The sequence below is a fragment of the Rickettsiales bacterium genome (assembly GCA_035765535.1).
In the GTDB taxonomy this organism is placed as follows: domain Bacteria; phylum Pseudomonadota; class Alphaproteobacteria; order Rickettsiales; family JABCZZ01; genus JABCZZ01.
This window is the reverse complement of sequence record DASTXE010000003.1, coordinates 288788-302298: the sequence shown is the minus strand read 5'-3', so window position 1 is coordinate 302298 and position 13511 is coordinate 288788. Positions and strand designations below refer to the sequence as shown.

Genomic DNA, 13511 nt, shown 5'->3' with positions numbered 1-13511 from the left:
TCTGTGCTTCTTATTTTATCTTAAGATGTACGATACTACCATCAGGCGCATAAGTAGTTTTAGTATAGCGTACCGTATTTCCCATTGAATCTATAGTTTTTTCATATCTTGCAAAAGAACCCGGAATATTATTGGCAGGGACATCCGCTTGAAATATTTTCCCTCCATCCGGCAATTGTGTAATTTTAGTCGGCTTTGCTTTCGCAGGCAATTTTGATTCAAATCTAGCAAGATTTTCTGCCTGTGCTGCGGTATTTTCTTCTACCGTAAGACTTGCTTCCGCTACCTCACCTCCCGAAAACAAACTTCTGATACGCGTTCCAACAGCAGCAACCCCTTCTATACCAATCGTTTCCATTGCAGCAAATGCTCCTATTGCCGGAATGACAATTCCACCAATCAGATCAGAACTAGCGGACTCATTATCAACTGGCAGATCAGGGCGCGGGTCTATCGCTCCACCTCCACTCGCACCTTTCGCATCGGTAAACTGCCCTCCTGTGCTATTGGGTGAGCCTGCAGGTTTATGATACGGGTTCTCCTTCGCAAGCATTTTATAAAGTGCCAGCGCGTTCGGATCATCAAGCACACGCTCGATACCGCAATGTTTCAGCAGCTCTAGTTCCGTGCCGCCTGTATTCAGGAATTCCTCGGCCGCAAACAGCTCATGCGCCTGCTCGATCTGTGTGAATCCATGCACGCCCGTCAGTGCGAGCGCCATGCTGCACATCAGCGCGTCGCCTTGCTGATAATGCTTTTCGGCATTGCGGATGTAGTTCAGCGTTTTCTGTGCAGGCACCCGACCATGGGCGACTGAAAGCAGAGTCATGACGCGTTTCTCATCCAACCGGAGTTCATCGCCTCCCCTTTTTGCCAGTATTGTTACACCCATCATCAGCCCGACATCATTAAGCACAAGATGGCGCTGCACAGCCTGCACAGCTTGGCGCGCGGCGAATTTTGCAAGCGACATGGGAATCATAAAATCAGGGCAATAAAAAACCCGCTCCGGCATGTCTGCTGGGCGGGGTGTGTCAGGCGCAATTACTCACCTTATGAATTACTATAAATTCTCTTCACGCTACAGTCAACAGGAAAAATCCCGCGAAGCGTATTTTTATTTTTCGACGATGCTGTCGAGCCCGATATCGACGTTCTTCACCGAGTTCGTCAGGCGGCCGATGGAGACGAAATCCACCCCGGTTTCTGCCACCTCGCGCACATTGTCGATATCCACGTTGCCAGAAGCTTCCAGCTTCGCGCGGCCTGCATTAATCCGCACGGCTTCGCGCATCATGGCGGGGGACATATTATCCAGCATGATAAGCGTGGCACCTGCCGCCAGCGCTTCCTCCATCTGCTGGAGCGTGTCGCATTCCACTTCGATCGGCAGGTTGTTCTTATTGCCCGCCTGCGCGCGCTGCAGCGCTAGAGCTACGCTGCCGCAAACGGCGATATGATTGTCTTTGATCAGGATGCCGTCATCCAGCCGCATGCGGTGATTGGTTGCACCGCCTGCGCACACGGCGTATTTATCCAGCACACGCAGGCCCGGCATCGTTTTGCGCGTATCGAGAATCACGGCCTTTGTGCCGCGCACGGCTTCCACATATGCCGCTGCGACCGTTGCCACCGACGCCATGCGCTGCAGCAGGTTCAGCGCCACGCGTTCTGCCGTCAGGATTGCGCGCGCATTGCCTTCCACACGGATCAGTTCCGTGCGCGCTTCTACTTTTACGCCTTCAGCCACATTGACGGTGGTTTTAATGGCCTTATCAACCTGCGCAAATACGCGCGGCACAAGGAAGCCACCGGCCATGACCATCGGCTCGCGATTGATGAATGACAGGCGCGCCGTAGCCGTTTCGGGGATCAGCAACTGCGCCGTCGCATCGCCCGTGCCGACATCTTCGGCCAGCGAAGCTGCAATGATACGCTCGACTTCCGCGAAATTTGGTTCCATAATGGCCTCTCTTACCACGTAATACGTATTATGGAAATCGTAAAACATCATTTCGACGTCGTGATCATCGGCGCGGGCGGAGCGGGTTTGCGGGCCGCCCTTGCCGCTGCCAGTAAGGAAGCAAGCGTCGCCGTCGTCACCAAAGTCCCGCCCACGCGTAGCCATACGGTCGCAGCACAGGGCGGCATTAACGCGGCGCTTGGCAACCGGGGCGAGGATGACTGGCGCTGGCATATGTATGACACGATCCGCGGCTCGGACTGGCTAGGCGACCAGGATGCCATTGCCGTCATGTGCCGTGAAGCGCCGCAGGCCATTCGCGAGCTGGAGCATATGGGCGTGGTGTTTACGCGCGATGAAGACGGCAAAATATACCAGCGCGCTTATGGCGGCCAATCCACGGAATACGGTAAAGGTGCCATTGCCTATCGCGCCTGCGCTGCCGCCGACCGCACAGGCCATGCTATCCTCCATACGCTCTACCAGCAGAATTTACGCTGCGGCACACGCTTCTTTGTGGAGTTCATTGCGCTCGATCTGATGTTCGACCGCGAAGGCGCCTGCGTGGGCGTATTGGCCCTTGAACTGGAAACGGGAGCGCTGCATCTTTTCCAGTCCAAGCAGCTTATCATCGCCACAGGCGGCTACGGCCAGGTTTACGCGCAGACCACAGCATCCACCATCTGCACAGGCGATGGCAACGGCATGGCGCTGCGCGCAGGGCTGCCGCTGCAGGATATGGAATTCATTCAGTTCCACCCGACCGGGCTTTATGGCGCGGGCGTGCTGATTACCGAGGGCGCACGCGGCGAAGGCGGTTTCCTGCTTAACGGCAACGGCGAGCGCTTCATGGAGCGTTATGCGCCATCTTACAAAGACCTTGCCTCGCGTGATGTTATCAGCCGCGCCATCATTCAGGAAATCCGCGAAGGACGCGGCTGCGGCAAACGGCGCGACCATGTGGAGCTGCAGCTTTCGCATATCGGATCGGATATTATTCAGGAAAAACTGCCCTCTATTAAAGATATCGCAAAGACCTTCGCAGGAATCGATATCACAAAATCCCCTATTCCGGTGCTGCCTTCCGTACATTACACGATGGGCGGTATTCCCGCGCTTGCCAACGGCCAAGTGCTCAATGCACATAACGCGCCGGTGGCGGGGCTTTATGTAATCGGCGAAGCAGCCTGCAATTCCGTGCACGGGGCTAATCGCCTGGGCTGTAACTCTCTGCTGGACCTTATGGTGTTCGGCAAGATCGCAGGTGAAGAAGCCGCTCAGCATCATAGTGCCACTTATTCTGCAGTTGACCCCGCTTCCCTTGATAAAGCGCTTGGCCGCCTGCAGCGTTTACGCACCAGTGCGGGGGAATTTACGCCCGCTTCTTTGCGCAAGGAGACGCAAAACATCGTGCAGCATCATGCCGGCATTTTCCGCGATGCGCATTTGCTGACTGCGGGCTTGAGTGCATTGCAGGCAGTGCGGGACAAAGCCGCTAATTCACTGCTGGTGCGTGATAAAAGCATGATCTGGAATACCGATCTTGTGGAAGCGGCTGAGCTGGATAATCTGTTGCGGCAAGCGCTGGCAACCATCGCTTCCGCACTTCACCGCACAGAAAGCCGAGGCGCACATTACCGGTCGGATTATCCCGCCCGAAACGACGCGCAGTGGCTTCAGCATACGACTTTTACCATGGGTGAAAACGGTGATTATACACTTGGTAAAAATGCTGTCAGGAAAGCCGGAGAAGATGCTCCCTCTTTTGAACCGGAAATGCGCCACTACTAAATATATTTAGCGGAATGCGGCAGGCGGACCATTCATGGCACTGGCCGCGCGTTGCAGCGCAATCCTCTCTGCAAACGAGATATTCTGCGCTTCCTGCTTTACTGCCTGATTAAGCCCTTTGATATGCACCGCCGCTCCCCCAAAGAAAGACAGAAAAGTAGTTGCATACAACGCTTGGGTTAGGCGAGAAAGCGGCCGGTTGCGTATACTGTCATTTATATCCGATACCCACGATCCCGTAAAACTTGCCAAATTAATATTTGAGAGATTGTGCTCCAGCTTAGTCGGAGTGTAGTGAAAATCCGGCGCACCGGTCTGAGCAAGTATATCGTATTGGATCAACGGAGAAGATTCGTAGCGGTTCAGCGTTTCCGCCTTGTAATTGTCGATGCGTGTTTTTTGGTACTTGTTATAACCGTAATATCCGCCAATCAGCGTTCCCGCCGCCATACTTCCCGGCAACGCTCCCCTTATCCCTGCCACCCTTGTGAGCGCATAGAGCAAAGCAGTGCTGATCGTTCCCGCTAACGCGACCGATTTCGTCGTCTGAAAGGCGACATTTTTTGTGGCGAAGTGATTTACGCTGGAATTGCCATATGGATTGTCCATAGGCCATTTATAGCATGAAGCTGTTACAGTATGATGACAATTGGGGATTTATTCGATCAGTCCGTCGTGTCGTCGTCATTATCGTCCTTGGGCGGCTCCGGCATGGGCGGCCCCTGCTCGCCTGCATCAAGCGATTGGATTTTCAGCAGCAGATCGCTCACCACCGGCGCTGCCGCAGACGCACCGCCGCCGCCATGCTCCACAATCACAGCCGCTGCATATTTTGGCGCATGCACGGGCGCAAAACCGATAAACCATGCGTGGTGGCGGTCTTCCCATGGAAGTTTGTTCTGGTCCATGCCGTGCCGGATGAGTTTCCTCACCTGCGACGTTCCGGTCTTGCCTGCCATTAGGAAGCGTTCATCCTTGATACGGTGCGCATAGGCCGTTCCGCCCTGTTCATTCACTACGGCATTCATGCCGTCGCATACCGCAGCGATATAGTCTTCCGCAATCCCGAGCGGCTTAATTTCCGGCTCCGTCTCCGGTACGATCAGGCGCGGGCTTACGGCAAACCCGCCATTAGCAATACGCGCCGTCATCGTCGCCAGCTGCAGCGGCGTGGCAATGACATAGCCCTGCCCGATGCCGACGTTGATCGTATCGCCCCCCTGCCATGCCTGGCCGTAGCGCGCTTCTTTCCAGTTATTATCCGGCACGATGCCTGGTTTTTCTCCGCTGAGACCGATTCCGGTCGTCTTGCCGAGCCCAAGCCTGCGAGCCATAGCAGCGATCTTGTCGATGCCGAGGCGCTGCGCCATCGTGTAAAAATAAACGTCACAAGAATTTTTCAGTGCGCCATGCAGATTCATCGGTCCGTGTCCGGCCGGTTTCCAGCAGGTAAAACGGTGATTGCCCAGCATGAAACTGCCATTGCAGTACACGACACTTTCCTGATCAACCACTTTGGCTTCAAGCGCTGCAAGGCCCATGCTCGCCTTGAAGGTCGAACCCGGCGGATATTGTCCGGAGATTGCTTTATTCAGCAAAGGATTCCGTGGATTCGCGCGCAGCTCACCCCAATAGCTGTTGGTAATGCCGTGGCTGAAACTGTTGGGATCGTATCCCGGAACGGAAGCCAATGCCAGGACGTTTCCATTATGCACGTCCATCACTACAGCAGCGGCGCTCTGCCCCGCCATCCGCGCCGCAGCATATTCCTGCAGGCGGCTGTCGACAGTGAGTTTCGTATTCTTACCGGGCTTGCCTTCCTTGCGGCTCAACTCACGCACTGCCACACCGTGCACGTTCACTTCGGTCTGCTTGACGCCTGCGGAACCTCGCAAGTCACTCTCCAGCATTTTCTCCACGCCATTCTTGCCAACCTTGAAATCCGGGAGATATTCCAGCGCGTTTTCATCCTCCTCGCTGGTTTCGTCTTTGGCGATCGCGCCGACATACCCGATCAGGTGGGACGCGCTTTCATTGAAAGGATAGTATCGCACCTGGCCGATATCCAGAAATATTCCGGGATAGTTCAGCTTGAAGAATTCAAACTGTGCGAGCTCATCCTGCGACAAATGTTCCTTGATCAGCACGGGCGGCGCATAGCGGGATGACTTAGCCTGGGTAAGCACCTGGTCGATTTTGTCCTGACTGATATCCAGCAGTCCGGCAAGATTGTGCAATGTCTGCTTGCGGTTGATGTTGGCTTCCGTGTCCAGAAACAGACGGAAGTTCTTTTTGTTCACAGCAAAGGGCACGCCGCTGCGGTCCAATAGCAGACCGCGGATGGGCGCGATAAGCTGCAACTTTATGCGGTTGCCTTCCGCCAGGGTCTTATATTCCGCAGCGCGCACGAACTGCAGGTAATATAACCGCCCGAGCACTACGCTGATAGCGGACAGATTAGCCGCACCGAACACGAAGGCCCGGCGGGTCAGCATTTTCTTATGGTCTGTGATATTGCTCATGAATTTCCGATCTTATCGTCGAGCCTGGCAAGCAGGAAATGGATAACCGGATAAGCAAGACATGAGCTTCCCCATTTCAGTAACGGAAACATAATTGGCAATAACCTGCTATAATAGAGCGACATGATGCACCACCCCATGGCAAGCAATAGCGCCGCCACGATCATAAACCTGAGCCAGACGGAGGCAAACGAGACGTTTCCCATCGTATGGAAACGATTTATGACCACCCAGGCCAGCACGATATCCATGAATGAAGACAGGCCCAGCGGCGTTCCGGCCAGCGTATCCTGCGCAATGCCTAAGAAAAAAAGGAATAAATACGGTAGGGAACCCGGCGCAACCATGCACCAGTAATAGATATTTATCATACAGAACAGCGGCATAACCCGTTCACCGCCCGGAATACGTTCCAAAGCGCTTCCCACCAGCAGCATTAAAAATGTAACTGCCGCCGGGGCAACTCTTGCCGCCCAATGCTCCGAAGACTGCCGAAAAGAAGGCGTTACCACTTGACTGAATCCTCCATCATAACTCCTTGATTAGCAGTCATTTAACATACCGGCAAGTCTCTATTGCATCTGTCGCTTTTCCTTGAGATAAGCGCCATTTCCTGCTACTTACGGCAATTGTGTCAACCCAATTATTGACATAAGTTTAAATTTGCCTTATTGGTACGCGCCTTGTCGTTATTCCAGATATAATGTCAGTATATAAATAAATTGAGAGAAAGAAACTGTCATGGCAGTACCTAAAGCGAAAACCAGCCGTTCGGCCCGCGGGATGCGCCGTTCGCACAACAGCCTGAAACCCACCAACGTGGTTGAAGACAAAACTTCGGGCGAACTCAAGCGTCCGCACCACGTATCGCCGGATGGCAATTACAATGGCCGTCAGGTAACGAAGTCCCGGGTAAACAAGTAACCTCCTTTACAGTAGAGGTTGGAATTGTCGGAAAAACTTACTATTGCGCTGGACGCTATGGGAGGGGACAATGCCCCCCATTGTGTCGTCCAGGGCGTAGAAATCGCTCTGCAGCGCTATAGTAATGTCCGCTTCCTTTTCTTCGGCAATAAAGCCGCCATCGAACCGCTTTTCAAACAGCATCCTGCCGTAGAGCGCGCATCCGAGATCGTCCATACGGAAGTCTCCATTGCTGCGCATGAAAAACCGTCCGTCGCTCTGCGGCGCGGTGCAGGCTCCAGCATGCGCCTTGCTATCGATGCAGTGAAAGAGGGCAAAGCCCATTGCGTTGTTTCCGCAGGCAATACCGGCGCATTGATGGCCATGTCCAAGCTGGTTTTCAGAACCCTTCCCGGCATATCCCGCCCTGCAATCGCAGCACTCGTTCCCACTATTAAGGGCGATGCCGTCATGCTCGATCTTGGCGCCAACATTGAAAGCAATGCCGCCGAACTCGTGCAGTTCGCCATTATGGGCGATGCCTTTGCCCGTATCATGCTTTCACGCCCCTCCCCTAAAATCGGCCTGCTGAATGTCGGCTCGGAGGAAATGAAAGGACATGACGAAATTAAGGAAGCATATACGCTCCTGCGCAATAATGCCGGCATTGATTTCCATGGTTTTGTGGAAGGCAATGATATTGCAGAAGGCACGGTCGACGTTGTCGTAACGGACGGATTCACTGGCAATGTAGCACTAAAGACTGCCGAAGGCGTAGGCCGGATGGTTAGCCATTATGTCAACAGCACGTTCAGAAGCTCCTGGCGTTCCAAGCTCGGCTACCTGCTGGCGCGTCCCGCAATTGCACGGCTGCGCAAATCCCTCGATCCGCGCCGCCGTAATGGAGCCATGTTCCTTGGACTGGGAGGCGTCGCCATTAAAAGCCACGGTTCGGCGGATGGGTATGGTTATTACCGTGCATTGCGCGTCGCCATCGAACTGGTTTCCAGCGATATTAATACGAAAATTCTTGAAGAGCTAAAAATTTCCAACCCGGCAGAAAGCAAATGATCTCCGTAATCAAAGGCTATGGCAGTTATCTTCCCGAGCGCATCGTCACCAATGACGAACTGGCGCAGCGGCTTGATACGAATGACGCCTGGATCACGGAGCGCACGGGCATCAAGCAGCGCCATATTGCAGCAGATACTGAGATGACCTCCCATCTGGGAGCGGAAGCAGCGCGGCGCGCACTCAAACAAGCCGGGCTTGCCGCAAACGATATCGATCTTGTTCTTGTCGCCACCTCCACGCCTGACAGCACGCTTCCCTCCACCGCTACAAAAATACAGCATCAGCTCGGTATGACGCGCGGAGCGGCTTTCGATCTCAATGCAGCCTGCTCCGGCTTCGTCTATGCGCTCATGACGGCAGATAGCTTCATCCGCAGCGGGCAGGCAAAACGTGTGCTCGTTATCGGCGCGGAAATCTTCTCACGCATTGTAGACTGGCAGGACCGTTCCACCTGTATTCTTTTCGGCGATGGCGCCGGAGCTTTTATTCTGGAAGCCTCTCCTGCTCCTGAAGGCAGTGGCGGCGTCCTGTTCGCCAGGATTTATTCCGATGGCGCTTATGAGGGTATCCTTCACTCTACGGGGGGTGTTTCTTCCACCCAGAATGCCGGAACTGTGGCTATGAATGGCAAAGAAGTGTTCCGCCATGCGGTCGCCAAAATGTCGGAAGCAGTCGAGGAAGGTCTGACCGCCCTGAAGATTAACGCTTCAGATGTTGACTGGGTCATACCGCATCAGGCGAATGTGCGCATTTTGCAGTCGGTGGCAAAAAAGCTTAATATCCAAGAGGATAAACTAATCTCTACCGTCTCTATCCATGCCAATACCTCCGCCGCCTCTATCCCGCTTGCCGCCTGCCAGGCGGTTGCAGAGGGCAAAATAAAGCCTGGCCAAATGCTTGTTCTTCCTGCACTTGGCGCCGGACTTACATGGGGGGCTTGCATTATCCGTTGGTAAATGTTAAATATTATAACGTATTAACCTATTAAAGAAGCAGAACAATGAGCAACAAAACCCTGACCCGTGCCGATTTAAGCGCCGCTGTATATCAGGCCGTAGGCATTCCGTTATCCTCAGCAACCACTATGGTGGATGCTGTTATTGACGAAGTTATCGACGCGCTGGCTGCCGGCGAAGCTGTTAAGCTTTCTTCATTCGGCACCTTCAATATGAACCGGAAGAAGCAGCGTATCGGACGCAACCCGAAAACCGGCGTTGAAGTTCCGATCAAGCCGCGCACGGTGCTTTCCTTCACTGCCTCCAATATCGTTAAGAAGGCTGTTAACAAAGCGCTGTCCGAGCAGAAATAATCTGCTGACTTTCGGCCGTAAAAACCGCTTGCGAGAGAAAAGCGCGCCGGTAGCATAATTGCTGCTGCCGGCCGGCATTGGATTACGTGATTTATTCCTCTCTCATCCACCTCCAATAACGGAACTCATCTGATGCAGGAAGCGGCACGGCTTAGCGCCAGTATCGAGCTATTGACGCAATGCGAATCGGCATGGAAAAGCGAACGCCCGCTCCCTTCCGATATTATCATCAGCCGCTATTTCAAAGAACGGCGTTTTATCGGCTCCAAAGATCGCGGCGCCATTGCTGCGTTCTGTTATCTTGTCATTCGCAATTTCGCTGCACTGGAATGGCATGCCGAACAGCATAATCTGTCAGGCATGCAGGCGCTCTCCATCGCGGCCTTGCTTCTGATTCAGCAGAAATCGCTGGGCGAACTGCACCTGCTCTTCAATGGCGAACGATTCTCTCCCGACAAGCTTTATCCCAAAGAAGCCGCGTTTGCCAAAGCCATTGCCGGGCATGCACTGCTTCATCGCGATATGCCCCACCATGTGCGCTATAATTATCCCGCCTGGCTGGAGGGCACATTGCAGTCCTCGCTCGGAGAATCATGGCGCGATGCTATCACTGCCCTGAATCAGGAAGCTCCTGTCGATTTACGCACCAATACGCTGCATGTCACGCGCGACGATTTACTGATTGCTCTGCGGAAGGAGGGCTTCAAGGTCGAGCCCACCCGCCTTTCTCCTCTTGGCATCCGCATGCAGACCCGCGCGCCTATTTTCACCAGTGAATATTTCAAGCGCGGATGGTTTGAAATGCAGGATGAAGGATCGCAGCTCGTCATCCAGATGCTGGATGCAAAGCCGGGCCAGAAAGTGATCGACTTCTGTGCGGGGGCTGGGGGCAAAACACTTGCGCTTGCAGCCATGATGCAGAACAAGGGGCGCATTCTCGCATGGGATACTTCTGAGAAGCGACTCGGCCAGATGGCGGAGCGTTTGCGGCGCGCGAAAGTGGACAATGTGCAGACGCATGTACTCGCTTCCGAGAACGATCCTTTCCTTAAACGCCACAAAGCTACCGCCGATGCGGTTGTCGTCGACGCTCCCTGCAGCGGAAGCGGGACATGGCGCAGGAATCCGGATCTGAAATGGCGCTTCCGTCCGCAGGATTTGCAGGAACTCATCGATGTGCAAAAACGCATTCTCGAAAGCGCATCGCGACTCGTTAAACAAGGCGGTCATCTGCTGTACATTACATGCAGTTTTCTTGAAGCCGAGAATGAGAGCCAGTTAGAGACATTTCTATCACAGAATAAAAATTTCAGGGTTGTCACGGCAAATAATTTATGCTCTAAGATTATTCACAGGACGATAGAGGACGGCATCATCAGACTAACACCGCACCAAGATGGGACTGATGGATTTTTTGCTTCCCTGCTACAGCGCCTGGAGTAGACGGATTTTGGTGGAAAGCGGCATTAGGCACCAAATGCTGCGTAGCAACAAAAGGCGAGGAATATGCAAAAAAAGGCAGGCGTTGTAAAAGCATTCGTACAAACTGCCAAACGTGTGTTCCATTCGCGAAGCGTCATCATCATCTCAGAGCATAAAGTCGATCACATCCCTCTCAGCAGCGTCATGCAGATTCTGCTGGCAGTGGGTATTGTAGGCTTCGTATCCGGCACCTCCTATCTCACCGGCAGCTATGTCACCGCGCGCTCGGCCATCAAGGAAAAGGACAAGAAACTTTTCAGCAGCACAATGGAAAAGAGCCGCATCAGCATGGAAGTCAATGCGCTGAAGCGCGATCTTGTGCGCCTGGACAAAAACGGCACCGAACTTGACGCTTATACCAAATTCCTTATCAGCCAGCACAGCAATGTATTGCCGGAACCTGCAGAGCTGAATGCTGCATCCGGCTCCATTGTCGGCGGCAACCTTTTCGGGCAAAACACTGCCCAATTGCTCGACAGGATTTCCTTTCTCGAAATGCGCGTGAACGAGGTTAAGAACGAGAACCTGCACCTTGTCAGCGCGATCCGCGAACGCACCGACAAGAAGCTTAACTATCTTGAAGACATCATCTCCATGACGGGCCTCAGTGAAGACCGTCTGGAGCGCATGGCAGAGGCCGACAGCAAAGCGGATGGTAAGAAACTTCGCGGTGCAGCGCTTAAAGTTAATTACACTCCCGATGAATCCGCACAGCAGGAACAGAATAAAACTGCTACAGGCGCCGACAATGAAGGTGGTCCCTACATTCCTTATGATGAGACGAGTTTCAATAGCACAGAACAATCCTTGCTTGCCGATGTGGATCGTCTGGTTACGCTTAACAGCATTGTAGGCGCATTGCCGCTTGCCAGGCCTATTCAGGGAGCTCATGAAGCAAGCCCCTTTGGAAAGCGTATGGACCCATTCAACCACCGCTGGGCTTTTCATCCGGGCCTGGATCTGGCAGGGCCATCGGGTTCCAGAATTTACTCCTCCAATGACGGAGTGGTCGTGAACGCGGAGCGCAAACCCGCTTACGGCAATATGATTGATATCGAACATAAGTTCGGCATCGTTACCCGTTATGGTCACTTGAGCAAAATCCTTGTTCATCCGGGCGACCACATCAAGAAGGGCCAGCTTATCGGCATTCAGGGCAGCACCGGCAGAAGCACGGGACCGCACCTGCATTATGAAGTGCGCGTTAACGATCGCCCTATCAATCCCCTCAACTTTTTACACGCAGGTGAATATGTTTTCCAGGAATAAAAAATCCGGTGCAGCCGATGCTGCAAATACCCCGTCACAAAGCAAAAGGGCTATTCCTTCGGTCATATCAAGCGGCACCCATATTCTGGGCAATATCGTAAGTGAGCTTACGGTGGATATCGACGGTACCGTGGAGGGTAATGTGCGCGCTGAACAGGCAACCGTGCGTGAGAATGGTAAAATCACCGGCGACATCGTAGCGAATTCTGTGCATATTTACGGTGAAGTGCGCGGCCTGATCCGTGCACATGCGGTTCATCTCTATTCTTCCGCTCATGTGACGGGTGTTATCGTGCATCAGTCGCTGACAGTCGAGGATGGTGCATTTATCGACGCGAAGTTCAAACGCATGCACGATGTATCCGATTATACGCCGGAAACCTCCGATAGCGAGAGCGATGATGACGGCCTGATCGAATCCGCTCCTGCTTTCGGCACCGGCACTCTGCGCCTGATCGGATAAAACGATCAGCCATACCACCTTCAAGAGAGCGTGATGCGGCAGTATCGCGCTCTTTTATTTTGCGCGCCCTTTCGCTTATTTTCGTTGCTGCTGCAGCATATCAAAGCTGTTGACGAATCACGGTACGCATTCTACCCTCCCTTGTCCTTTTATGAGAAAGAAGTGCAATGCTGATTCTGAGCGTCTTTATTACCTGCATGGTCATCACGGCGATGATGACGGATATATCGCGCTTTATCATTCCTAATCTACTTGTTGTTATTATTCTGCTAACCTACCCAACGCTGCTGTTCATTGCCCCTGTCATGCCTGACTGGAAGATCGCCATTGCCATCGGTCTGGCAACCTTCTTTGCTGGCTTCGTTCTTTTCGCCTTGAAAATCATGGGAGGCGGTGACGTAAAACTCATGGCAGTGATGGCGATTTTTGTCGGCAAAACCGCCTTCATTCAGTTCCTTACACTTATCGCTATTTTCGGTGGTGTGCTCTCCGTATTGTTACTCCTGCTGCGCCCCTTTACCGCATATGTCTTCTCTAAGCTGAACAAACCCGCGGCCTCCATTCCACAGATTCTTACAACTGACGCACCGGTTCCTTATGGCGTCGCTATCGGCCTCTCTTTTCTAGCCCTTTTGTGGGGCGGACAGATTCCCGGTATTGCGTTATAGTCACACGCTTTAGCGATGCGGCGTATCGTCGCGGAATGATATTTTTTAGTTTGAATATTTATTATAA

14 protein-coding genes are annotated in these 13511 nt (G+C 53.2%); 9 read left to right on the top strand and 5 right to left on the bottom strand.

Annotated features, from left to right (window positions below; all coding sequences use genetic code 11):
- Nucleotides 1-10: 10 nt before the first annotated feature.
- Together VFT64_04450 and nadC are read right to left on the bottom strand one after the other, a co-directional pair.
- Entirely contained in the window at nucleotides 11-973 is a 963-nt protein-coding gene (locus VFT64_04450; GenBank protein ID HEU5047076.1) for a hypothetical protein, read from the bottom strand.
- A gap of 144 nt (nucleotides 974-1117) precedes the next feature.
- The gene (gene nadC / locus VFT64_04445; GenBank protein HEU5047075.1) at nucleotides 1118-1963 is read right to left on the bottom strand and encodes a carboxylating nicotinate-nucleotide diphosphorylase; all 846 of its coding nucleotides are present in this window, start codon (nucleotides 1961-1963) and stop codon (nucleotides 1118-1120) included.
- 30 nt (nucleotides 1964-1993) lie between these two features.
- Between nadC and sdhA the strand changes: the two genes are divergently transcribed.
- On the top strand, nucleotides 1994-3754 hold the full coding sequence (sdhA, locus tag VFT64_04440) for a succinate dehydrogenase flavoprotein subunit (protein ID HEU5047074.1): 1761 nt from the start codon (nucleotides 1994-1996) through the stop codon (nucleotides 3752-3754).
- Between the two features lie 6 nt (nucleotides 3755-3760).
- Here the strand turns inward: sdhA and VFT64_04435 are convergent, their stop codons facing one another.
- The 3 genes from VFT64_04435 to mreD are packed head-to-tail and all read right to left on the bottom strand — an operon-like array spanning nucleotide 3761 to nucleotide 6713.
- On the bottom strand, nucleotides 3761-4363 hold the full coding sequence (locus VFT64_04435) for a hypothetical protein (GenBank protein HEU5047073.1): 603 nt from the start codon (nucleotides 4361-4363) through the stop codon (nucleotides 3761-3763).
- A 56-nt stretch (nucleotides 4364-4419) separates the two neighbouring features.
- Complete coding sequence (gene mrdA, locus VFT64_04430) at nucleotides 4420-6276, bottom strand: penicillin-binding protein 2 (GenBank protein HEU5047072.1); 1857 nt, start codon at nucleotides 6274-6276, stop codon at nucleotides 4420-4422.
- Entirely contained in the window at nucleotides 6273-6713 is a 441-nt protein-coding gene (gene mreD / locus VFT64_04425; protein HEU5047071.1) for a rod shape-determining protein MreD, read from the bottom strand. The genes mrdA and mreD overlap by 4 nt, the downstream gene beginning before the upstream one ends.
- Nucleotides 6714-7017: 304 nt before the next feature.
- On the opposite strand from mreD, the gene rpmF reads away from it, so the two are divergent.
- The 8 genes from rpmF (at nucleotide 7018) to VFT64_04385 (ending at nucleotide 13444) form a co-directional block, all read left to right on the top strand.
- A complete protein-coding gene (gene rpmF, locus VFT64_04420) occupies nucleotides 7018-7200 on the top strand; it encodes a 50S ribosomal protein L32 (GenBank protein ID HEU5047070.1) in 183 nt (60 codons plus the stop codon).
- 24 nt (nucleotides 7201-7224) lie between these two features.
- The gene (gene plsX, locus VFT64_04415; protein HEU5047069.1) at nucleotides 7225-8250 is read left to right on the top strand and encodes a phosphate acyltransferase PlsX; all 1026 of its coding nucleotides are present in this window, start codon (nucleotides 7225-7227) and stop codon (nucleotides 8248-8250) included.
- A complete protein-coding gene (locus tag VFT64_04410) occupies nucleotides 8247-9209 on the top strand; it encodes a beta-ketoacyl-ACP synthase III (GenBank protein ID HEU5047068.1) in 963 nt (320 codons plus the stop codon). The genes plsX and VFT64_04410 overlap by 4 nt, the downstream gene beginning before the upstream one ends.
- 44 nt (nucleotides 9210-9253) lie before the next feature.
- Nucleotides 9254-9562: an integration host factor subunit alpha gene (locus VFT64_04405; protein ID HEU5047067.1), complete on the top strand. Its 309-nt coding sequence runs from the start codon at nucleotides 9254-9256 to the stop codon at nucleotides 9560-9562.
- A 132-nt stretch (nucleotides 9563-9694) separates the two neighbouring features.
- Nucleotides 9695-11005, top strand: coding sequence for an RsmB/NOP family class I SAM-dependent RNA methyltransferase (locus VFT64_04400; GenBank protein HEU5047066.1), 1311 nt, complete (start codon nucleotides 9695-9697; stop codon nucleotides 11003-11005).
- Nucleotides 11006-11068: 63 nt separating this feature from the next.
- Complete coding sequence (locus VFT64_04395; protein ID HEU5047065.1) at nucleotides 11069-12313, top strand: M23 family metallopeptidase; 1245 nt, start codon at nucleotides 11069-11071, stop codon at nucleotides 12311-12313.
- Nucleotides 12297-12776: a polymer-forming cytoskeletal protein gene (locus VFT64_04390; protein HEU5047064.1), complete on the top strand. Its 480-nt coding sequence runs from the start codon at nucleotides 12297-12299 to the stop codon at nucleotides 12774-12776. The genes VFT64_04395 and VFT64_04390 overlap by 17 nt, the downstream gene beginning before the upstream one ends.
- A 167-nt stretch (nucleotides 12777-12943) precedes the next feature.
- On the top strand, nucleotides 12944-13444 hold the full coding sequence (locus tag VFT64_04385) for a prepilin peptidase (GenBank protein ID HEU5047063.1): 501 nt from the start codon (nucleotides 12944-12946) through the stop codon (nucleotides 13442-13444).
- Nucleotides 13445-13511 lie beyond the last annotated feature (67 nt).